Annotated in this window: 16 protein-coding genes and 1 pseudogene; 4 read left to right on the forward strand and 13 right to left on the reverse strand. The window is 70.5% G+C overall.

What is annotated here, in order from left to right; translation table 11 throughout:
- Positions 1-167: 167 nt before the first annotated feature.
- The 11 genes and pseudogenes from V6V89_RS15160 to V6V89_RS15210 form a co-directional block, all read right to left on the reverse strand.
- Positions 168-2,447 (reverse strand): annotated as a pseudogene (locus tag V6V89_RS15160) (RelA/SpoT family protein); the annotation flags it as partial.
- Positions 2,448-2,645: 198 nt separating this feature from the next.
- Positions 2,646-3,173, reverse strand: a complete 528-nt coding sequence (locus tag V6V89_RS15165; protein ID WP_334619745.1) for an adenine phosphoribosyltransferase — start codon at positions 3,171-3,173, stop codon at positions 2,646-2,648.
- Positions 3,170-4,381 carry a protein translocase subunit SecF gene (secF, locus tag V6V89_RS15170; protein WP_334619746.1) on the reverse strand — a complete coding sequence of 404 codons (1,212 nt, stop codon included), beginning with the start codon at positions 4,379-4,381 and terminating at the stop codon, positions 3,170-3,172. Before secF ends, V6V89_RS15165 begins: the two co-directional genes overlap by 4 nt.
- A 1-nt stretch (position 4,382) precedes the next feature.
- Complete coding sequence (gene secD, locus V6V89_RS15175) at positions 4,383-6,257, reverse strand: protein translocase subunit SecD (RefSeq protein ID WP_334619747.1); 1,875 nt, start codon at positions 6,255-6,257, stop codon at positions 4,383-4,385.
- A 73-nt stretch (positions 6,258-6,330) separates the two neighbouring features.
- A complete protein-coding gene (yajC, locus tag V6V89_RS15180; RefSeq protein WP_442935146.1) occupies positions 6,331-6,687 on the reverse strand; it encodes a preprotein translocase subunit YajC in 357 nt (118 codons plus the stop codon).
- A gap of 145 nt (positions 6,688-6,832) precedes the next feature.
- A complete protein-coding gene (ruvB, locus tag V6V89_RS15185; RefSeq protein WP_334619748.1) occupies positions 6,833-7,891 on the reverse strand; it encodes a Holliday junction branch migration DNA helicase RuvB in 1,059 nt (352 codons plus the stop codon).
- Positions 7,888-8,499, reverse strand: coding sequence for a Holliday junction branch migration protein RuvA (ruvA, locus tag V6V89_RS15190; protein ID WP_334619749.1), 612 nt, complete (start codon positions 8,497-8,499; stop codon positions 7,888-7,890). The genes ruvB and ruvA overlap by 4 nt, the downstream gene beginning before the upstream one ends.
- Positions 8,496-9,032: a crossover junction endodeoxyribonuclease RuvC gene (gene ruvC, locus V6V89_RS15195; RefSeq protein WP_334619750.1), complete on the reverse strand. Its 537-nt coding sequence runs from the start codon at positions 9,030-9,032 to the stop codon at positions 8,496-8,498. Before ruvC ends, ruvA begins: the two co-directional genes overlap by 4 nt.
- 54 nt (positions 9,033-9,086) lie before the next feature.
- Positions 9,087-9,686, reverse strand: coding sequence for a TetR/AcrR family transcriptional regulator (locus V6V89_RS15200; protein WP_334619751.1), 600 nt, complete (start codon positions 9,684-9,686; stop codon positions 9,087-9,089).
- Positions 9,687-9,758: 72 nt separating this feature from the next.
- Positions 9,759-11,351, reverse strand: a complete 1,593-nt coding sequence (locus tag V6V89_RS15205) for an MFS transporter (RefSeq protein ID WP_334619752.1) — start codon at positions 11,349-11,351, stop codon at positions 9,759-9,761.
- Positions 11,352-11,451: 100 nt separating this feature from the next.
- Entirely contained in the window at positions 11,452-12,480 is a 1,029-nt protein-coding gene (locus V6V89_RS15210; RefSeq protein ID WP_334619753.1) for an aminotransferase class V-fold PLP-dependent enzyme, read from the reverse strand.
- A 145-nt stretch (positions 12,481-12,625) separates the two neighbouring features.
- Here V6V89_RS15210 and V6V89_RS15215 point away from each other — a divergent pair, with 145 nt between their 5' ends.
- The gene (locus V6V89_RS15215) at positions 12,626-13,321 is read left to right on the forward strand and encodes a glycoside hydrolase family 12 protein (protein WP_334619754.1); all 696 of its coding nucleotides are present in this window, start codon (positions 12,626-12,628) and stop codon (positions 13,319-13,321) included.
- A gap of 877 nt (positions 13,322-14,198) precedes the next feature.
- Here V6V89_RS15215 and V6V89_RS15220 read toward each other — a convergent pair.
- Positions 14,199-15,578, reverse strand: coding sequence for a cation:dicarboxylate symporter family transporter (locus V6V89_RS15220; RefSeq protein ID WP_334619755.1), 1,380 nt, complete (start codon positions 15,576-15,578; stop codon positions 14,199-14,201).
- 85 nt (positions 15,579-15,663) lie between these two features.
- Here V6V89_RS15220 and V6V89_RS15225 point away from each other — a divergent pair, with 85 nt between their 5' ends.
- Both V6V89_RS15225 and V6V89_RS15230 read left to right on the forward strand, forming a co-directional pair.
- A complete protein-coding gene (locus tag V6V89_RS15225; RefSeq protein WP_334619756.1) occupies positions 15,664-17,235 on the forward strand; it encodes a sensor histidine kinase in 1,572 nt (523 codons plus the stop codon).
- Complete coding sequence (locus V6V89_RS15230; RefSeq protein ID WP_334619757.1) at positions 17,232-17,906, forward strand: response regulator; 675 nt, start codon at positions 17,232-17,234, stop codon at positions 17,904-17,906. Before V6V89_RS15225 ends, V6V89_RS15230 begins: the two co-directional genes overlap by 4 nt.
- Before the next feature lie 49 nt (positions 17,907-17,955).
- On the opposite strand, the gene V6V89_RS15235 is transcribed toward V6V89_RS15230, so the two are convergent.
- Positions 17,956-20,178 carry an MMPL family transporter gene (locus tag V6V89_RS15235; protein WP_334619758.1) on the reverse strand — a complete coding sequence of 741 codons (2,223 nt, stop codon included), beginning with the start codon at positions 20,176-20,178 and terminating at the stop codon, positions 17,956-17,958.
- A 125-nt stretch (positions 20,179-20,303) separates the two neighbouring features.
- On the opposite strand from V6V89_RS15235, the gene V6V89_RS15240 reads away from it, so the two are divergent.
- Complete coding sequence (locus V6V89_RS15240; protein WP_334619759.1) at positions 20,304-21,038, forward strand: TetR/AcrR family transcriptional regulator; 735 nt, start codon at positions 20,304-20,306, stop codon at positions 21,036-21,038.
- Positions 21,039-21,040: the final 2 nt, after the last annotated feature.

The following is a 21,040-nucleotide window of genomic DNA, read 5'->3' on the forward strand; positions in this document are numbered from 1 at the left end:
ACGCGGCCGCGTGGCGGGAAAGGCGGACGCGGCCGCGTGGCGGGAAAGGCGGACGCGGCCGCGTGGCGGGAAAGGCCGCGCGGCGGATGGCGCGCCGCTACCGGGGACACGTGGCGGGCGACGGGACGCGGCGCTCATCGCGGGGCGGGCGGCGACGCGGGAGTGGGTTAGGCGCCGCTCGTGACGCGGTAGGCGTCGAAGACGCCGTCTACCTTGCGGACGGCGGCCAGCAGGTGGCCCAGGTGCTTCGGGTCGGCCATCTCGAACGAGAACCGGCTCACCGCCACCCGGTCCCGCGTCGTGGTCACCGTCGCGGACAGGATGTTGACCCGCTCGTCGCTCAGCACCCGGGTCACGTCGGCCAGCAGCTTGTGCCGGTCGAGCGCCTCCACCTGGATCGCCACCAGGAACGTGGACGCCGACGTGGGCTTCCACGTGACCTCGACGATCCGGTCGGGCTGGAGCCTGAGGTCTTCGGAGTTGGCGCAGTCGTCGCGGTGCACGCTGATGCCGCCGGAGCGGGTCACGAAGCCGAACACCGCGTCGCCCGGCACCGGGGTGCAGCAGCGGGCCAGCTTGATCCAGACGTCGGTGACGCCGTGCACCACGACGCCGGGGTCGTGGGAGGTCTGCCGGGCCCGCGGCGGCTTGGTGGCGACCGCCGTCTCGGCGATGTCTTCGACCGCGCCCTCTTCGCCGCCGTATCCGGCCACGAGCCGCTGCACGACCGACTGGGCGGAGACCTGGTTTTCCCCGACGGCGGCGTACAGCGATGCCACGTCGGCCAGGTGCAGGTCGCGGGCGATCGTCATGAGCGCATCGCTGGTGAGCATCCGCTGCAGCGGCAGGCCCTGCCGGCGCATCGCCTTGACGATCGAGTCCTTGCCGGCCTCGATGGCCTCTTCGCGGCGCTCCTTGTTGAAGTACTGCCGGATCTTGGTGCGCGCCCGCGGGCTCTTGACGAACCCGAGCCAGTCCTGCGAAGGGCCGGCCGTGTCGGATTTCGACGTGAAGATCTCGATCACGTCGCCGTTGGACAGCGTCGACTCCAGCGGCACGAGCTTGCCGTTGACCCGGGCACCGATGCACTTGTGCCCGACCTCGGTGTGCACCGCGTAGGCGAAGTCGACCGGCGTGGAGCCCGTGGGCAGGGGGATGACGTCGCCCTTGGGCGTAAAGACGTACACCTCCTGGCTGGACAGGTCGAACCGCAGCGCGTCGAGGAACTCGCTGGGGTCGCTGGCCTCCCGCTGCCAGTCGAGCAGCTGGCGCAGCCACGTCATCTCGTCGATGTGGGCCGGCGGGCCGACGATCGTCGCGCCCTTCTGCTCCTTGTACTTCCAGTGCGCGGCGATGCCGAACTCGGCCGTGCGGTGCATGCCGATCGTGCGGATCTGCATCTCGACCGGCTTGCCGGTCGGCCCGATCACGGTCGTGTGCAACGACTGGTACATGTTGAACTTCGGCATCGCGATGTAGTCCTTGAACCGGCCCGGCACAGGCTGCCAGTTCGCGTGGATCACACCGAGTGCCGCGTAGCAGTCGCGCACCGTGTCGACCAGGATGCGCACGCCGATCAGGTCGTAGATGTCGTTGAAGTCCCGCCCCCGCACGATCATCTTCTGGTAGATCGAGTACAGGTGCTTGGGCCGGCCGGTCACCTCAGCCTTGATCTTGGCGGCCTTGAGGTCGAGCTGGACCTTCTGCGTGACCTGGCGCAGCATCGTGTCGCGCTGCGGCTGGTGCTCGCCGATCAGCCTGTTGATCTCTTCGAACCGCTTGGGGAACAGCGTGCCGAACGCGAGGTCTTCAAGCTCCCACTTGATCGTGTTCATACCCAGGCGGTGGGCCAGCGGAGCCAGGATCTCCAGCGTTTCCTTGGCCTTCTGCTCCTGCTTGGGGCGCGGCAGGAAGGTCAGGGTGCGCATGTTGTGCAGCCGGTCGGCGAGCTTGATGACCAGTACCCGAGGGTCTTTGGCCATCGCGACGACCATCTTGCGGATGGTCTCGGCCTTTGCCGCGTCGCCGAGCTTGACCTTGTCGAGCTTGGTGACGCCGTCGACCAGCAGCGCGACCTCGGGACCGAAGTCGGTGCGCATGTCTTCGAGGGTGTACTCGGTGTCTTCGATCGTGTCGTGCAACAGCGCCGCCACCAGCGTCGTGGTGTCCATGCCCAGGTTGGCCAGGATGGTCGCCACCGCGAGCGGGTGCGTGATGTACGGGTCGCCTGACTTGCGGTACTGCCCGGAGTGCCACTTGGCGGCCACGTCGAAGGCGGTCTGCAACAGCCGTGCGTCGGCCTTGGGGTGGCACGCGCGGTGCGTGGCGATCAGCGGCTCGAGCACCTCGCTGACCTGTGGCGTCTGCCAGGGCGCGTTGAAGCGGGCCAGCCGCGCCCGCACGCGGCGCCCGGTGGGTGCGCCGGCCAGGCCGAAACCCGCGCCGTTGTCGTCGTCCACCGGGTGCGGAGGCTCGACAGGCTGCGTGGGCTCGACTGGATGCACCGAGCTCTCATCCCCTAGGGGATGGGCGACGTCGTGGGACACCGGCCTCCTCACACCTCGCCGGGAACTGAACCGACCGTATCCGGCTGGCCCTACCCTCCGCTACCCAACAAAGAGCCTGCCCCGAAAAGTCCCAGCAGCTTAAACGGTCAACAGGGCATGTACGTCGCGCGGCGCCAGTCGCTTGCGGCCGGGCAGGAACGACAGCTCCAGGACCACTGTGAAGCCGGTCACAACGCCGCCCGCCCGCTCGACCAGGTCGAGTGAGGTGGCTGCGGTGCCGCCGGTCGCCAGGACGTCGTCGACCACCAGCACCCGCTGCCCCGCCCGAAAGGCGTCACGGTGAATCTCCAGGGCCGCCTCGCCGTACTCCAGCTCGTAGGAGGCGGTGTACGTCTCCCGGGGCAGCTTGCCGGCCTTGCGCACCGGCACGGCGCCCACGCCTGCGGCGTACGCGATGCCGGCTGCGAGCAGGAAGCCGCGCGCCTCGATGCCCGCGACGGCGTCGAAGCTGTCTTGCCCGTAGCGGTCGACGATGCCGTCGACCACTTCGCGGAAGGCCGCACCGTCAGCGAACAGCGGCGTGAGGTCCTTGAAGAGGATGCCCGGCTTGGGGAAGTCGGGCACATCCACCACGTGGCTGGCGACGAGCTTCGCCAGATCGCTCACCGGCGCTTACCCCGGCCGGGCCGGTTGCCGCTGCCTGGCCGGCCGCCGCGGCCGCTGGACGGCCGCTTGCCGGTGGTCGGGCGGGAACCCACCTTGGGCGTGGCACCCGCCATGGCCGCGAGCTCGTCCTCGGAGCCCGGCTCGGCCGCCGCCTTCTTGGCGACCTGCTTGGGCGAGCGGGCACCCTTGACGGGCACCTCGCCCCGGGCGATGGCCGCCCGGCGGGCGAGCACCCGCTGTGTGTGTCCCTGGTACTTCGGCTCGTACTGCTTGAGCACGACGAGCAGCGGCGTGGCGAAGAAGATCGACGAGAAGAACGCGGCGCCCATACCCACGAACAGCACCAAGCCCAGGTCGCGCAGGGTGCCGGCCCCGAGCAGGAAGACGCCGATGAACAGCAGGCCACCGACGGGCAGCAGCGCCACGACCGACGTGTTGATCGAACGCATCAGCGTCTGGTTTACCGCGAGGTTCGCGGCTTCGCCGTATGTCTGCGTAGCGCTCGCGGTGATGCCCCGCGTATTCTCCTGGATCTTGTCGAAGACCACGACCACGTCGTACAGGGCGAAACCGAGAATGGTCAGGAAGCCGATCACCGTCGACGGGGTGACCTCGAATCCGACCACCGAGTAGACCCCGGCGGTGATCACCAGGTCGAGCACCAGCGCGGAGACGGCCGCCACCGCCATCCGCCACTCGAACCGCAACACCAGGTACAGCAGCACCAGGACCAGGAAGATGCCGAGGCCGAGCAGGGCCCGCTCGGTGACCTGGCCGCCCCATGCGCCGCTCACCCGGTTGTCGCTGATCTGCCCGGCCGGTATCCCGAGCTGCTCGACAAGGTCGGCCTTCACCTGGACGGCCTGCTCCGGCTTCAGCTCGGAGGTGCGGATCAGGTACGTGCCGTCGCCGCCGCCGATCTCCTGGGCGGAGGCCACCCGGAGCGGCTCGTCGCCAGCGTCGACGTTGCCCAGGGCGCTCGCTACAGCCTCCTCGGCCTGTTGCATCGTGCCGACCGACTTGGGGACCTGGTACTCCATCCCACCGGCGAACTCGATACCCAGGGTGAAGCCGCGCAGCACGAAAAAGAGGATGGCCGCGAGCACGACGCCGGCGGCGATCGAGAACCAAAGCGTCCGTCGGCCGACTATGTTGAGGCCGGCATCGCCCCGGTAGAGGCGCCCAGCGAGACCACTGCGCCCGCTCATGTCAGGCCTCCTTCACCCGCGCCGGGCGCGGGGTGCTTTGGTTGGTGTCACCGGTCTCAACCGCCCGCCCGAGACCGCTGACTCGCGGCGACAGGAAGGCCCGGGTGCGCGCGAACATCGTCATGATCGGGTGCCGGAACAGGAAGACGACCACGAGGTCGAGGATGGTGGCGAGGCCGAGCGCGAACGCGAAGCCCTTCACAGCACCGACGGACACCAGGTAGAGCACCACGGCGGCCAGGATCGAGATGGCGTTGGCCGAGATGATGGTGCGGCGGGCCCGTATCCAGGCGCGCGGCACGGCACTGCGCGGACTTCGACCTTCGCGTATTTCGTCCTTGAGCCGTTCGAAGTAGATGACGAACGAGTCGGCCGCCACACCCAACGAGACGATGAAGCCCGCGATGCCGTACAGCGTGAGCGTGTAGCCGATCTGCCGGCCGAGCACGATCAGCGCGCCGAAGACCAGCAGGCCGGACAGGACGAGGCTCAGGAAGATGACCGTGCCGAGCAGCCGGTAGTAGAAGAACGCGTAGATGATGACCAGCAGCATGCCGACGCCCGCGGCGAGCAGGCCCGCCTTGAGGTGCTCGGTGCCGAGCGTCGCGGAGACGTTCTGCACCTCGTTCTGGTCGAAGGTGAGCGGCAACGCGCCGTAGCGCAGCTTGCTGGCCAGCTCGTTCGCCGTCGTCGCGTTGAAGTCGCCGGTGATCTGCGAGTCGCCGGTGAGCACGCCCTGGATCTCCGGAGACGAGATCACCTCGTTGTCGAGCACCACGGCCACCCGGCAGCGGCTCTGGTCGCCGAGCGCCGACTGCTCGCAGGCGCCGCCTTCGTTGGTGTACGCCTCGCGGGTCAGGTCGGTCCACTTCTTCTGGCCGGAGCCGGTGAAGTCGAGCGACACGACCCACTCGCCGTTCTGCGAGTCGAGCACGCCGTCGGCGTCGCTGACGTCGGTGCCCAGCACCTTGGCGACGTCGAGCAACTCCTTCTGCGCGCCCTCGCAGGACACCGCCTGCTGCTTCGGGTCGGCGATCGAGCCCGGCTGCCGGTCGGCCAGCTGCTGGCAGGTGACCGTCGGCACGTTGAACTGCATCGCCGGCGGGAGCACCGCGACCTCGTTGCCGTTCAATTCCGCGAACTTGGCGTAGGTGGTGAGCGCCGTCGGGTCGGCGCTCAGGTCAACCGGTGCCTGCAGCGCCGAGGCCGCCGCCCACAACTGCGGGCCGATCTTCGCCTGGACGGCTGCGAGCCGCTGCTCGGGGGTCATGTCGTCGGTGCCGCCCGGCTCAGGGGCGGCCGACGTGGTTGGCGCCGGAGTGGCGGAGGCGCTCGGCGTCGGCGTGGCCGCCATACCGCCCTGCCCGCCCGGGCTGGCCGAGGCCGACGGGGCCGCTGAGGCACTGGCACCCGGGGTCGGAGTCGCGCTGCCCGACGGAGTGGGCGTCGCCGTCGCCGCCGGTGTGAGCGCGCCGCTGTCCGTGGTCACCTTCAGGACCTTGCGGAACCGCAGCTCAGCCGCCTGACCGAGCTGGGCCAGCGCGTCGTTGCTCTCGCCCGCCAGGGAGACGACGATGTTGCGGTTGCCCTCGGTCACCACCTCGGCCTCGGACACGCCGTACGCGTTGGCGCGCGACTCGATGATCTGCCGCGCCTCCTCCAACGACTCGGCGCTCGGGTCCTGGCCGTCCATCGTGGTCGCCGTATAGGTGACCCGGCTGCCGCCGATCAGGTCGAGGCCGAGCCGCACCTCCAGCCGGTCGGTGAAGCTGCCATTGGCGCCGGCGAAGAACACCAGCAGGTAGAGGACGACGAAGATGAGGCCGAGCACGGCGAGTTGCCGGCCGGGACGCATCTGTCCCTGAGGTGGTGCCACGGCTGTCGGGTCTCCTGTGCGGTATGGCCGCCGGTGGGCGCGGCGGAGTTCTGGTGGGTAGGCGCGGGGCGCGTCAGTCCTTCTTGGCTTCGGCCTCGTCGATCACGGGCTCGGCCTCGACCTCGTCGTCTTCGGTGTGGCTGGGCTTGCTCACCACGCGCGCGATCGCGGGACGCGCGTAGCGGGTGTGCACGCCGGGGGCCACCTCGAGGATCACGGTCTCGTCGTCGGAGTCGACGATCGTGCCGTACAGGCCGCCGATCGTGACGACCTCCGCACCCGGACCGAGGGTGCGCTGCATCTGCTCGGCCTCGCGGCGGCGGCGCTGCTGCGGGCGGATCATCATGAAGTACATGACGCCGAAGAGCAAGACGATCATAAGTATCGGCATGAAGCTGCCGGCGCCGCCGGAGTTTGCTGCCAGAAACACTGTGTCGAACCTTCCAGTTGATCCTCCGCTGGCGCGGGGGCGCCGGAGCGGAGGCGGAGTCTCACGTCCTGTACGGACCGCGGCGAAGTCTAATCCCTGTGCCTGAGAACTCCTATACAGGCCCGCCTATGGACGGCGAAGAATCCTATGGCTCGGCGGAGAACAGGTCAGGTGGCGCAGCGGTGCCGCCCGCGAACGTACCATTTGGGGGCGTTCGCCCAAGATGATGCCATGCCGCGTCGGTCGCGACCCGGCCCCTGGGGGTGCGCGCGAGCAGGCCAGCACGCACCAGGAACGGCTCGCACACCTCCTCAACGGTGTCCGGCTGCTCCCCCACCGCCACCGCGAGCGTCGACAGGCCCACTGGCCCGCCCCGGAACGAGTCGACCAGCGCGACCAGCACCGCGCGGTCGAGCCGGTCGAGGCCCAGGTCGTCGACGTCGTACACGGCGAGGGCCGCGCGAGCGGTCTCCTGGTTGACGACCCCGTCGGCGCGCACCTCGGCGAAGTCGCGCACGCGGCGCAGCAGCCGGTTGGCGATGCGAGGCGTGCCCCGCGAGCGGCCCGCGATCTCGACCGCTCCCTCGTCCGTGATCGGCACACCGAGGATGCGCGCCGAACGGTGCAGCAGCGTCTCCAGATCGGCGGGCGAATAGAAGTCGAGGTGCGCGACGAACCCGAATCGGTCGCGCATCGGCCCGGTGAGCAGCCCGGACCGGGTGGTCGCGCCGACTAGCGTGAACGGCTCGACATCGAGTGGGATCGCGGTGGCGCCCGGCCCCTTGCCAACGATGACGTCGACGCGGAAGTCCTCCATCGCGCTGTACAGCAGCTCCTCGGCCGGCTTGGCGATGCGGTGGATCTCGTCGATGAAGAGAACGTCGCCTTCGCTGAGGCTGGTCACGATCGCGGCCAGGTCGCCGGAGCGCTCGATCGCCGGACCGCTGGTCACCCTGATCCCGGCGCCCAACTCCGCCGCCACGATGTTGGCCAGCGTCGTCTTACCCAAGCCAGGCGGGCCCGACAAGAGGATGTGGTCGGGTGGGGCGCCGCGGCCCTTCGCGCCACGCAGCAGCAGGTCCAGCTGATCGCGTACCCGATGCTGGGCGATGAAGTCGGCCAGGCGCTTCGGACGGACACTGACCTCCGCGTCGTGTTCCGCTTCGGTCGCGTACGCGGACACCAGCCCTTCGGAGTCGGTCATCGGGTCTTGCCCAACAGCCTGATGGCCTGCCTGAGCAGCACTGGCACGGGCGGCAGCACACCATCGACGGTCTCCGCGACGGCGGCCACCGCCTGGTCGGCCTGCGACGCGGTCCAGCCGAGCCCGACCAGGCCCTGCCGCACCTGCTCCTGCCAGGCGCCGCGGACAAGACCGGAGTTGCCGGCAGTGTCTTCAGGGCCCACGGACACCGGCCCGATCCGGTCGCGCAGCTCCAGCACCAGCCGCTCGGCGCCTTTCTTGCCGATGCCCGGCACCCGGGTCAGCGTGGCGGTGTCGGCGTTCGCGATGGCGCGCCGCACGGTGTCGGGCGAGTGCACCGCCAGTACCGCCTGCGCAAGCCGCGGACCGACGCCGCTCGCGGTCTGGAGCAGCTCGAAGAGCTGCTTCTCGTCGTCGTCGGCGAACCCGTACAGGGTGAGCGAGTCTTCCCGCACCACGAGGCTGGTCGCGAGCCGGGCCTCGGCGCCCAGCCGCAGGCCGGCGAGCGTGCCCGGTGCGCACTGCACCGCGAGCCCGACGCCACCGACCTCGATGACCGCGCCGTCCGGCGACACCGCCGCGACCGTCCCGCGCACGCTCGCGATCATTTTCGTCCTCCCCGCTGTCGAGCAGCCGCCGCCTGCGCCGCCGCCGCGAGCTTAGACCGGGTGCCGCCGCGCCACACGTGGCAGATGGCCAGGGCGAGCGCGTCCGCGGCGTCGGCCGGCTTCGGCGGCGCGTCGAGCCGCAGCAGCCGGGTCACCATCGACGTGATCTGCGCCTTGTCGGCCTGGCCCGAGCCGGTGATGGCGGCCTTGACCTCGCTCGGCGTGTACGTGGTCACCGGCAGCCCGGCCCGCGCGCCGGCCAGGACGGCGACGGCGCTGGCCTGGGCTGTGCCCATGACGGTGCGGACGTTGTGCTGACTGAACACCCGCTCGACGGCGACGCTCTCCGGCTGATGCTCGGCGACCAGCTCAGCGAGCCTGCGGTCGAGGTGCAGCAACCGCAGCGCGAGGTCTTCGGAGGGGTCGCTCTGGACCACGTAGTAGGCCACGAGCGTGCAGGGCCGCCCCGGCACTCCCTCGACCACGCCGACCCCGCACCGGGTCAGCCCTGGATCCACTCCGAGCACCCGCACGCAGCCACCGTACCGACCGCTATTCCGAAGAGAGTGGACCGACACACGTTCGATTCAGCGGGCGGCGATCCCGGCGAGTACGGCGTCGACGGTGCGCTCGGGGAGGTTCTCCTCCTCCAGCTGCGGGTTCCACCGGAGCACGCGCTGGAGCGTCGTCGGCCCCATGAGCATGGCCATGGTCAGCTCCAGGTCGATGTCGGGGCGCAGCACCCCCGTGCGGATGCCCCGGCGCAGCACCTCGCGCATCAGCTCTCGCCGCGGCGCCACGATCTCCTGATACATGGCGTACTGCTGCGGATTGCGGTGCATCTCCGGCACCAGACACGGCATGATCTTGTCGGCCCGCGGGTCGCGCAAGCGGGCGGCCGCGCTGACCAACGTCACCAGGTCGTCGCGCACCGTCGCACCCTCCGGCATCGGCGGGTGCCCCTTGAGCTTGCGCAGCGCCTCGACCATCAGCGCGTCCTTGCCGGACCAGCGCCGGTAGATGGTGGCCTTGCCGACGCCCGCGCGCGCGGCGATCGCCTCGATCGACAGCGACTCGACGCTGCTGCCCTCGGCCAGAAGGTCCAGGACGGCCTCGACGATCGCCTCGTCGGCGCGGGCGCTCCGCGGTCGACCAGGCGACCGCGGAGCGCTGGCTACGGAGGTCATGCGCCGCCTCCCGCAGCCGCCGCCAAGCGGAGGGAGCTGTGAGCGCCAGCTAGCTCAGTCATGGCGAGAACCTTACGAGGCCGGAGTTAGTTCCGGCTGCTCCGACGCTCGCCCAGCCGGCGCCGCAGCCTCCTCTGGTGAAACCTGGTGGCCGTCGGCCTTGCCCGGCATCCAGCGCAACACCATCGGGACGCCCAGCGCCGCCACCACCGTGCCGATCGCCGCCGTCCAGTGCATCGCCGTGACGAACGCGTTGTTCGCCGCGTCGATCACCGCCCCGCCCGCCGGCCCCAGACCCTGGGCCACGCCGTACGCACCGGAGATCGACTCTTCGACCGCCTCGCGTGCCGGATCGGGCAGCGTGCCGACGGCCGAGCTGACCTCGCCCCGGTAGACGCCGGCCAGTACCGAACCGAGCACCGCCACGCCGAGCGCGCCTGCGACCTGGCGAACGGTGTTGCTGACCGCCGAGCCGACGCCGGCCTTCTCGCGCGGCAGCGACGACATGATGGACTCCATCGCCGGCGGCATGATGTTGGCCATCCCGACGCCCTGGACGAAGAACAGCACCAGCACCACCCAGATCGGGGTGTTCACGCCGAGGAAGACGAAGCCACCCATGCCGATCGCGGTCAGCACCAGGCCCACCACGGAGACCGCCTTGCCGCCGTACCGCTTGACCATGGCAGCGCTGCGCGGCGCGAACACGAGCTGCGCGACCGCGAACGGCAGCAGCATCAGGCCGGTCTCCAGCGGGCTGTAGCCGCGGACGAGTTGGAGGTAGAACGCGCTGAAGAAGAACACGCCGAGGGCCGCGAAGAAGACCAGGCCGATGAGCGCGACCGGGGCCGCGAACCGCGGCACCTTGAACAGCCGCACGTCCAGCGACGGGAACTCGATGCGCCGTTCGTAGGCCACGAAGGCCGCCAGCACCGCGAGGCCACCCGCGATCGCCACCCAGACGACCGGCCGGCCGAAGCCGTGCTCGCCGCCGTCGATGATGCCGTACGACAGCGCGACCAGGCCGACGACCGACAGCAGCACGCCGACGATGTCGATCTTCCCGGGACGCGGGTCGCGCGACTCGGGCACCAGCAGCGCGACCGCCACCAGGCCACCTATCACCACCGGCACGTTGATCAGGAAGACGGAACCCCACCAGAAGTGCTCCAGCAGGATGCCGCCCAGGATCGGGCCGATCGCGATCGCCAGGCCGACCGAGCCGGACCAGATGGCGATCGCCCGCCCGCGCTCGCGCGGGTCGAAGACGTTCGAGATGATCGACAGCGTCACCGGCATGATCGCCGCGCCGCCGAGGCCCATCAGGGCGCGCGCCCAGATGAGCTGCGCCGGGTCCTGCGCGTACGCGGACAGCGCCGACGCCAGGCCGAAGAGCGCCAGGCCGATGGCCAGGAAGCGCTTGCGACCGTACCGGTCGCCGAGCACCCCGGCGGTAAAGAGCAGGCCGGCGAAGACCAGCGTGTACGAGTTGATCGACCACTCCAACTCGCCCTGGCTGGCGCCCAGGCCGTGCTCCGGGTCGGCGAGCGTCTTCAGCGCGACGTTGAGCACGGTGTTGTCGAGCACCACCACGAGCAAGCTGACCACGAGGACGCCGAGGATGACCCAGCGCCTCGGGTGGCCGGTGTTTTCTTGGGGTTGCAAGTCCCTGTCTCCCCCCGATACGGAACGGTCTCGTTTCACAAGTGAAGCTACGCCCAGCCATAGCGAAACGGAACCGTCTCGTATTAGAAAGTGCGGCCCGTCACACCAGGGCATTCACCGCCATGTCGACGTCGCTCTCGGTGGAGTACAGATGGAACGCCGCCCGCACGCGACCGGCCCGCACGGCCGCGCGAACGCCGGCCGCCGCAAGCCTCTCCTGCGCGCCCGGGACGTCGACCGTCACGATCGCGCTGTCTCCCGGCGGACGGCCGAGCGCGACGAGAAACCGGTTCGCCAGCGCGACGTTGTGCGCGTGGATGGCCGGTATCCCGATCCGCTCCAGAAGCTCCAGCGCCGGCGCGAGGCCGACCCACGAGAACCAGGCGGGCGAGATGTCGAAGCGCCGCGCGTTCGCCGCGAGCCGCAGCGGCGGCCCGTAGTAGGACGAGTGCACGTCCTCCCCCGCGTACCAGCCGGCAGCCGACGGGACGAGCCGCTCCCGCAGCTCCGGCGACAGGTACGCGAACGCGGCACCGCGCGGCCCCATCAGCCACTTGTAGGCCGCGACCAGCACCGCGTCCGCCCGGCTCGCGTCGAACGGCAGCCAGCCGCACGCCTGTGTCGCGTCCACCACCACCAGGGCGCCGTGGACACGGGCCGCCGCGACGACATCGTCGTACGCCGCCACCGCGCCGTCCGACGACTGCACCAGGCTGAACGCGACCACGTCCGTTTCCGCGTCGACCGCGCCGGAGAGCTTGTCGGCGGGCACGGTCCGCACGCGGGCACCCGGCTGGGCCAGCCACGGGAAGAGGTTCGAGGTGAACTCCATGTCGGGCGCCAGCACCCTCGCCCGGTCGGGTAGGGCCGCCGCGATGGGCGCGAGCAGCTGGGAGACGGCGGCGCCGACGGCCACGTCGGCGCTGGGCACGGCCACGAGCCGGGCGAAAGCACCGCGGGCCAACTCGGTCGCTTCACCCCATGGCTCCCATGAGGTACGCCCAGCGCGCCAGTCGCCGAGCGCGTGCTGCACCGCGTCCCAGGCGGGTCGGGGCGGCAGGCCATAGCTGGCGGTGTTGAGCCATCCCGGCTCCGGATCCCACAGTCCCTTGGCCTCGGCAAGATCCATAAATCGACCCTATCTTGTTACGAACCTGTTGCATTCAAGTACTTCGACTCCTATGGTTGGCGGTACCGCAGCGGTTTTCACCCAAAAATGTCGAAATGTTGCTCGAAGCGCTTCGACTCGATTTTCGACACCGAAGGAGTCAGCCATGCTTCTCTTTGGTAGGCGCGTCTCGCTCCTCGCCCTCATGCTGGCCGTCATCGTCGGCTTCACCTCCGCACCCGCGCAGGCGGCGACGTGGAGCTCGTCCGACCGCTGGGGCACCTGGAACAACGGCGGCTACATCCTCTACAACAACATCTGGGGCAGCGGGTACGGGCCGCAGACGATCTGGGCAAACTCGTACAGCAACTGGGGCGTCTGGGCCAACCACCCCAACACCGGCGGCATCAAGTCGTACCCCAACGCCACCCGCGAGGTGAACCGCCGCCTCAGCTCCCTCGGCACCGCGCGGAGCAGCTTCAACGTGACCGTACCCAGCGGCGGCGCGTACACCAGCGCCTACGACATCTGGGCCGACGGCCACACGTACGAAATCATGCTGTGGATGAACAAGTACGGGCCGGTGGGGCCGCTCGGCTCGTTCCAGACCAACGTCTCGGTCGGCGGCCACAGCTGGGCTGTCTACCGCGGATCCAACGGCTCCAACCAGGTCTTCTCGTTCATCCGCTCGTCGAACACCAACTCGGGAACGGTCGACATCCGCGCGGTGATGAACTGGATCCGCGGTAGAGGCTGGTTCGGCGACGTCACATTGAGCACGGTCCAGTTCGGCTACGAGATCACCTCGTCATCCGGCGGCATGGACTTCCGCACCAACTCCTTCTCCGTGACCTACTCCTAACCTCCCGGGGCGCTCCGCGCCCCTCCCCTCTCTCCGCCGTCCGCGCCCCGCCTCCCCTCTCCCGCCGTCCGCGCAATCCGCCCCTCTCTCCGCCGATCAAGGGCAAATGCACGTGGTTCGATCTCTTTTCCGCGTGCGTTTGCCCTTGATCCATGCAGATCTCCTTGATCGACGGCGGCGCGGCGCCGCGGCATCCTTTCCTCCCACCGCAGCGGAAGGCAGTCCCCGCCTGCGTCGGCGTCCGCGCCAGCGACAACGGTCCATTCGGCAAGATCGGCGCCGCGGCGTCCTTTCCACCCACCGCAGCGGCAAGCCAGCCCGGCCTGCGCCGGCGTCCGCGCCGGCGCGTGCCGGCGACAACGGTCCGTTCGGCAAGGTCCACGCTGCGGGCACGAACCGGTCGGCCCGTGGGGGCCCACCGCTGCCGCACCCACCAATCGGCCGGCGAAGAGCGCCGCCTCAGGCGGCGCGCGGCACGGCGAGCCCTCCCGGCCGCAACCACGAACCGCCGCCGACAACACCGCGCGCCGCCCGAGCGAGCCGGCCGCGCCGACTCGCTCGCCGATCAAGGAGCAACGCCGTTGAGTTGAACCAGTCAGACCGCCGTCAAGGTCGTCCTGGCCGCCGAATCTTGTCGTGGGCGGATGTCGGGCGATCCGACCGGTGGTGGCGCTGGCAGGACGGGCCTTGACCGCGCCACCGCGGCCTTGATCGACGGCGGCGCTGCGCAGCGCCGCCGTCGATCAAGGAGATCTGTATGGATCAAGGGCAAACGCACGCGGAAAAGAGATCCAACCACGTGCGTTTGCCCTTGATCGACGTCCGGCGTCCGGTCCGGCCGGCGCCGGGCCCGGGCCGGACGCCGGGCGGGTTGGGGTTATGGGGCGACGGATGCTGGGACCGGCACCGACGCGTCGGGGATGGCTGGCGAGACTGGCGCGGGCTCGTCCTCGTCGAGCAGGGTCTGCTCGTTGAACGGGTCGTTGCCGGCCAGCACGTCGCGCGCCCGCTCCTTGTCGAACTCGCCCGTCCAGGTGCCCACCAGCACCGTCGCCACCGCGTTGCCCGCGAAGTTCGTCAGCGCCCGCGCCTCGGACATGAACCGGTCGATGCCCACGATCAGGCCGACGCCGTCGACCAGGTCGGGGCGGTGGCTCTGCAGGCCGCCGGCCAGGGTCGCCAGCCCGGCACCCGTGATGCCCGCCGCACCCTTCGACGCGATGATCATGAAGAGCAGCAGCGAGATCTGCTCGCCCACCGAAAGCGGGTTGCCCATCGCCTCGGCCACGAAGAGCGAGGCCATCGTCAGGTAGATCGCGGTGCCGTCGAGGTTGAAGGAGTACCCGGTCGGCACCGTGATGCCGACGACCGGCTTGCTCACGCCGACGTGCTCCATTTTCGCGATCAGCCGCGGCAGCGCCGACTCCGACGACGACGTGGAGACGATCAGCAGGAACTCCCGGGCCAGGTACTTGAACAGCGCGAAGATGCTGATCCCGGCAACCATCCGCAGCAGCAGCCCGAGCACCACGAACACGAAGATGAAGCAGGTGGCGTAGAAGCCGAGCATGATCTGGGCGAGGCTCTTGAGCGCGTCCACGCCGGTCGCCCCCACGACCGCCGCCATCGCGCCGAACGCGCCGATCGGCGCCAGCCACATGATCATCGACAGGACCTTGAAGACCAGCCGCTGGATGACGCCGATCGCGCGCAGTACTGGCTCGCCGCGGCTGCCCATGGCCTGTACAGCGAAACCGACCAGCAGCGCGACCAGCAGCGTCTGGAGCACCTCGCCCTCGGTCAGCGCCGACACCAGCGAGGTCGGGATGATGCCGAGCACGAAGTCGGCCGTACCCTCGTTGGACGCGCCGCTCGCCGCCTTCTGGCCCGCCTCGGCCACCGAAGTGCCCAGGTCCAGGCCGGCGCCCGGGTGGATGAGGTTGCCGACGACCAGGCCGATGGCCAGTGCGATCGTCGACATCGTCAGGAAGTACCCGAGTGCGAGGCCACCGACCTTGCCGACCTTGGCGGCCTGCCGCACCGAGCCGACACCCAGCACGATCGTGCAGAAGATGACCGGGCTGATCATCATCTTGATCAGGTTGACGAAGCCGGTGCCGATCGGCCGGAGTTCCTTCGCGAAATCCGGGACGAGCAGGCCAACAAGGATGCCCGCCGCGACTGCGACGACCACGGCGATGTACAGATAGTGCGTGCGGTCCCGCCTGACCTGCGGGAGGGGGCTCTGGGTCTCCATGCCGCAGACTGTGGTCCAGGTCTCACTGGAGAGCACTCTTACGTTCATTCTGTTCATCACGGGGACCCGGATCGGAAACAGGAACATGACACGTCGCTGGAGCATCGCCGGGCAGCTGTTCGCCCTCCAGGTGCTGGTCGTGACGCTGCTGGTGGCCGGCGGCTCGGTGGCCGCGGTGCTGCTCGCACGCTCCGACGCGCGGGACGCCGCGACCGAAGAGGTGCTCGCCGTCGCCGAGACGGTCGCGCACTCCCCGAACGTCATCGAGGGGCTCCGCAGCGCGAACCCGACGAGCCGGCTCCAGCCGTACGCGGAGTCCATCCGGAGAGCGACGGTCACCGACTTCGTCGTGGTGATGGCGCCCGACCGCACCCGGTACACGCACCCGGAGCCCGACCGGATCGGCGAACCGTTCGTGGGGACGATCGGGCCCGCCCTGGCCGGTGGCATCGTCACCGAGACCTACGTCGGCACGCTGGGTGAGTCGGTGCGCGCGGTCGTACCGGTCCGCGACACCGACAATGAGATCGTCGGCCTGGTCTCGGTAGGTATCACCACCGAGGCCATCAACCGCAAGCTGCTGCGCCAGGCGCCGGCGGTCGCGATCGCGACGGCCGCCGCGCTGGCCCTCGCCGCCGCCGGGGCGTGGCTGCTCAGCCGGCGGCTGCGCCGCCAGACCCACGGCCTCGGCCCCGCGGAGATGACCAGGATGTACGAGTACTACGACGCGGTACTGCACTCGGTACGCGAAGGTCTGGTGGTCGTCGACCGGGACCGCCGGGTGGCGCTGGTCAACGACGAGGGCCGGCGCCTGCTCGGGCTGGCCGGCGACGGCGTGACCGACCGCCCCGTCGGCGAGCTGGACCTGCCGCCGGCGGTCGCCGAGCTGCTCGGCTCCGGTCGCCCCGCCGACGACGAGCCGGTGCTGGCCGGCGACCGGGTGCTGGTGGCCAACCAGCAGGTCACGCGCTTCGACGGGCGGCCGCTCGGCACCGTGCTCACCCTGCGTGACCACACCGAGCTGCGGTCGCTGACCGGCGAGCTGGACTCGGTGCGCGGGCTGACCGAGGCGCTGCGCTCCCAGGCCCACGAGGCGGCGAACCGCCTGCACACCGTGCTCACCCTGATCGAGCTGGGCCGCACCGACGAAGCTGTCCGGCTGGCCACCGAAGAGCTGGCGCTGGCCCAGGAGCTGACCGACCAGGTGGTGGGCGCCGTCACCGAGCCCGCCCTGGCCGCGCTGCTGCTCGGCAAGTCGGCGCAGGCCAGCGAGCGCGGCGTCGACCTGGTCGTCGACCGGGAGTCGCACCTTGACCCCGGCCCGCTGCCCGTCCGCGACCTGCTCACCGTGGTCGGCAACCTCGTCGACAACGCCCTGGAGGCGGTCGCCGGCATCGACCCGCCGCGGCGGGTGACCGTGTACGCGCGATCCAGCGACGACGAGGTGGTCGTGCGGGTCACCGACAACGGTCCCGGGCTCGACCCCGGCCAGGTGGCCGACGCGTTTCGCCGCGGCTGGTCCACCAAACGCGCCGGCCGGGGGCTCGGGCTGGCGCTGGTCGGGCAGGTGGTCGAGCGGTACGGCGGGAGCTACACGGTCACCGCCGCACCCGAGGGCGGAGCGGTGTTCACCGTCCGGTTGCCGGTGCGCTCATGACCATCCGGGTACTCGTCGTGGAGGACGAACCGCTGATCGCCGAGGCTCACAAGGCGTACGTGGAACGGCTGCCCGGATTTACGGTGGCGGGGGTCGTGCATACCGCCCAGGACGCGATGACCGCTCTCCGCAGCGCGCCGGTCGACCTGGTACTGCTCGACCTGAACCTGCCAGACCGGCACGGCCTCGACGTGTGCCGGGCGCTGCGCGCGGCGGGCAGCGGCACCGACGTGCTGGCCGTGACCTCGGCGCGCGACCTGGCGATGGTGCGGGCGGCGGTGGCGCTGGGGGTGACCCACTACCTGCTGAAGCCGTTCACGTTCGCGGCGTTCCGCGACAAGCTGGAGCGCTACGCCCAGTACCGCGAACAGGTGCTCGCCGCGGGCGAGGTCGGCGCACAGCACGAGGTCGACCGGGTCTTGGCGACCCTGCGCGGCACGGGCGTCGGCGGGCTGCCCAAGGGTCTGGACGAGGCGACCCTCGACCGGGTCCTGGCCGCCCTGCGCGACTCCCCCGGCCTGTCAGCGGCCGAGGTGGCCAGCCACACCGGCACCTCCCGCGTAACAGCCCGCCGCTACCTGGAACACCTGGCCGAAGCCGGCCGGGTGATCCGCTCCCCCAGGTACGGCACGAGAGGCCGCCCCGAGGTCGAGTACCGCCCACGCCCATGACAGCGCCGGAGGCGCCCCCGGTAAAAGGGGCGCCTCCGGTCCGCCAGGGCTACCGGGTGCCGGCGTCGACCAGCTCCACCGACGGCTCGGGCTCCGGTGGCACCGGGAGATGCCGCTCGGGCCGGCCCTCGACGTGCAGCTCCGGCAGGATCCGCTCGAGCCAGCGCGGCATCCACCAGGTGGCGCGGCCGAGCAGGTGCATGACCGACGGGACCAGCAGCATCCGTACCACGGTGGCGTCGACCAGGATCGCGGCCGCCATGCCGACGCCGATCACCTTGAGCACGACGTCGGGGCTGGGCACGAAGGCCGCGAAGACGGCGATCATGATGGCCGCGGCGGCCGTGACCACGCTTCCGGTACCGGCCAGACCTTCGGTGATCGCGCGCCCGTTGTCGCGGGTGCGATTCCACGCCTCACGCATCCGGCTGACCAGGAACACCTCGTAGTCCATCGACAGTCCGAAGAGGACGGCGAACATCAGCACCGGCACGAACGCCGGCAACGGCGTCTCGGTGTCGATGCCGATCAGCTGCCCGGCCCAGCCGCCCTGGAGCACGTACGCGACGACGCCGTAGGCGGCGGCGACCGAGAACAGGTTCATCGCCGCGGCCTTGATCGCCACGGCCACGCTGCGGAACGAGGCGAGCAGCAGCAGCATCGACAGCAGCACCACGCCGCCGATGAGCAGCGGCAGGCGCCCGGCGATGTTCTCCGTGCTGTCGATCGACGTGGCCGTGACGCCGCCGACCCGCACCGCCGTACCCGAGTCTCGGGTGGCCGCCGGGATGGTCTCGTCGCGAAGGCGGTGTACCAGGTCCTCGGTCCGCTCGTCCTGCGGCCCGGTCGCCGGCACGACAGTGAGCACCGCGGTGTCGCCAGCGGGGTTGAGCTGGGGTGGCGTGACCGCGGCGACGCCCGGCGTCGCCGCGACGGCCGCGCGCAGGCCGTCGAGCGCGGTCGTGTCGCCCGGCCGGGACAGGTCCGCGACCAGCAGGAGCGGGCCGTTGGCGCCCGGGCCGAAGCCGTCGGCCTGCATGTCGTACGCCTGCCGCGTTGACGTCTCCTCGCGGTTGTTACCCGCGTCCGGGAACCCGAAGCGGACGCCGAGGAACGGCGCGGAGAGCGCGAGCAGGATCGCCACACCGACCAGTGCGGTGAGCACCCGGTGCCGCTGCACGAAGCGGCTCCAGCCGAGCCAGCCGCGGCTCGGCTCGATGTGGCCGCCGACGGCGATCTCGGTGCCGCCGCGCCGGCGAAGCGGCAGGCGCAGCCGGTCGACGTGCCGGCCCAGGTATCCGAGCAGCGCGGGGAAGAGGGTGATGCTGGCCGCCATGACGACGAGGACACCGATGATCGTGACAACCGCGGCGCCGCGCATGAACGACAGGCCCATGGCGAACAGGCCAAGCATGCTGACCACGACCGTGCTGCCGGCGACCATCACCGCACGGCCGGCGGTGTCGAGCGTCGCGACCGTGGCCGCCTCCGGGTCGAGCCCGGAGGCTCGCCACTCGCGGAACCGGGTGACCATGAGCAGCACGTAGTCGATGCCGATACCGATGCCCATCATGGTCGCGAGCGAGGTGGACCAGTCGGGCGCGTCGACGAACCGCAGCACCAGGCCGGTGAACGCGCTGCTCACCGCGAGGCCGGCGACGGCGGTGAGGATCGGCAGGCCGGCGGCGACCACCGAGCCGAACATCAGCAGCAGGATCACCGCCGCCGCGAGGAGCCCGATTCCCTCCGAGCCGATCTCGCCCTGCTCGGCCCTCTGCACAGCCTGCCCGCCGAGGGCGATCTCGAGACCGGGCCGGTCGGCGTCGGCGATCTCCAGCAGCCGCTCACTGTCGGCGACCGGCATATCGTTGGGATTGGTCACGTCGAGGCGCAGGTGCGCGACGAGCGTGCGGCCGTCCGGCGAGACGCCGCCCGGCGCGGCGAACGGGTCGTCCACGCTCGCCACATGCGGCACCGTGGCCAGCTCGTCGAGCAGCGCCCGCACGTCGCCCCGCGCCGCCTCCACGCCGCCCTCGGCGCGGACCACGACGTCGACGACCTCGCCCGACTGGGCCGGGAACCTCTCCTGGAGCAGCTCCTGCGCGGCCTTGGAGTCGGAGCCGGGCGCGGAGTAGTCGGCGGCGAAGTCGCCTCCGAAGGCCGCCGAGAGGCCGAAAGCGAGCATGAGAGCGGCCAGCCACAGCAGCACGGTGCGGCCGCGGTTGCGGTAGGAGAGCCGGGCTAGCCGGCCGAGCGGTCCTGCATCGTTCATCGTCGTTCCCCACGTGAAGGAGCATCAGAAGCGTTACGCTACATAACCAACACGATGACCCATCACTTGTCAAGCTCCTTCACGTCTGTAACGATGCTTAACGGAAGGCTTAACCTGGAGGAAGCATGAGCCCGACCCCGCGGACAGCCCCCCGCCGCGAACGGGCGCGAGCAGCCACGATCGACGAGATCAAGCAGACCGCTCTCGCCCTCATGCGCGAGGGCGGGCCGGCGGCGGTGCGCTTCACCGACATCGCCCGCGAGATGGACATGACACCGCCCGCGCTCTACCGCTACTTCGCCGATCGCGACGAGCTGATCAGCGCGCTCATCACCGACGCGTACGAGGCGCTCGGCACCGAAGTCGCGAAGGCCCGTGCCGAGGTGCCGGACGGCGACATCGCCGCCTGGTTCATCGCCGCCGCCCAGGCGTACCGGCGGTGGGCGCACCGCGAACCGCAGCAGTTCGCGCTGATCCTCGGCCTGCCGCTGCCCGACTACGCCGCGCCGGTGGACGGCAGCACCAGCGAGGCGGCCGGACGGGCGATGGCCCAACTCTCCACGCTGTTTGTGGAGGCGCTCCACTCCGGGCAGCTACGCCCACCGCGGCTCCGCGACGTCCACCCCGCGGTCGAGCACTGCGCCACGCTGAAGGCGGCGCACACCAAGGTCAGCGTCGGGCCGGAGCTCTTCCAGGCGATGCTGCACGCGTGGGCGTCACTGCACGGGTTCACGTCGCTGGAGGCCAACGGCCACTTCGAGTGGATGGACCCGGAGGCCCGCGACGCGCTCTTCCTCGGTCAGCTGCGGCTGGCCGCCGAGGCCGCCGGCCTCCCCACACTGCCGCCCGCCGACCACTAGGG

The organism is Micromonospora sp. CPCC 206061 (assembly GCF_036906915.1).
Taxonomy (GTDB): Bacteria; Actinomycetota; Actinomycetes; order Mycobacteriales; family Micromonosporaceae; genus Phytohabitans.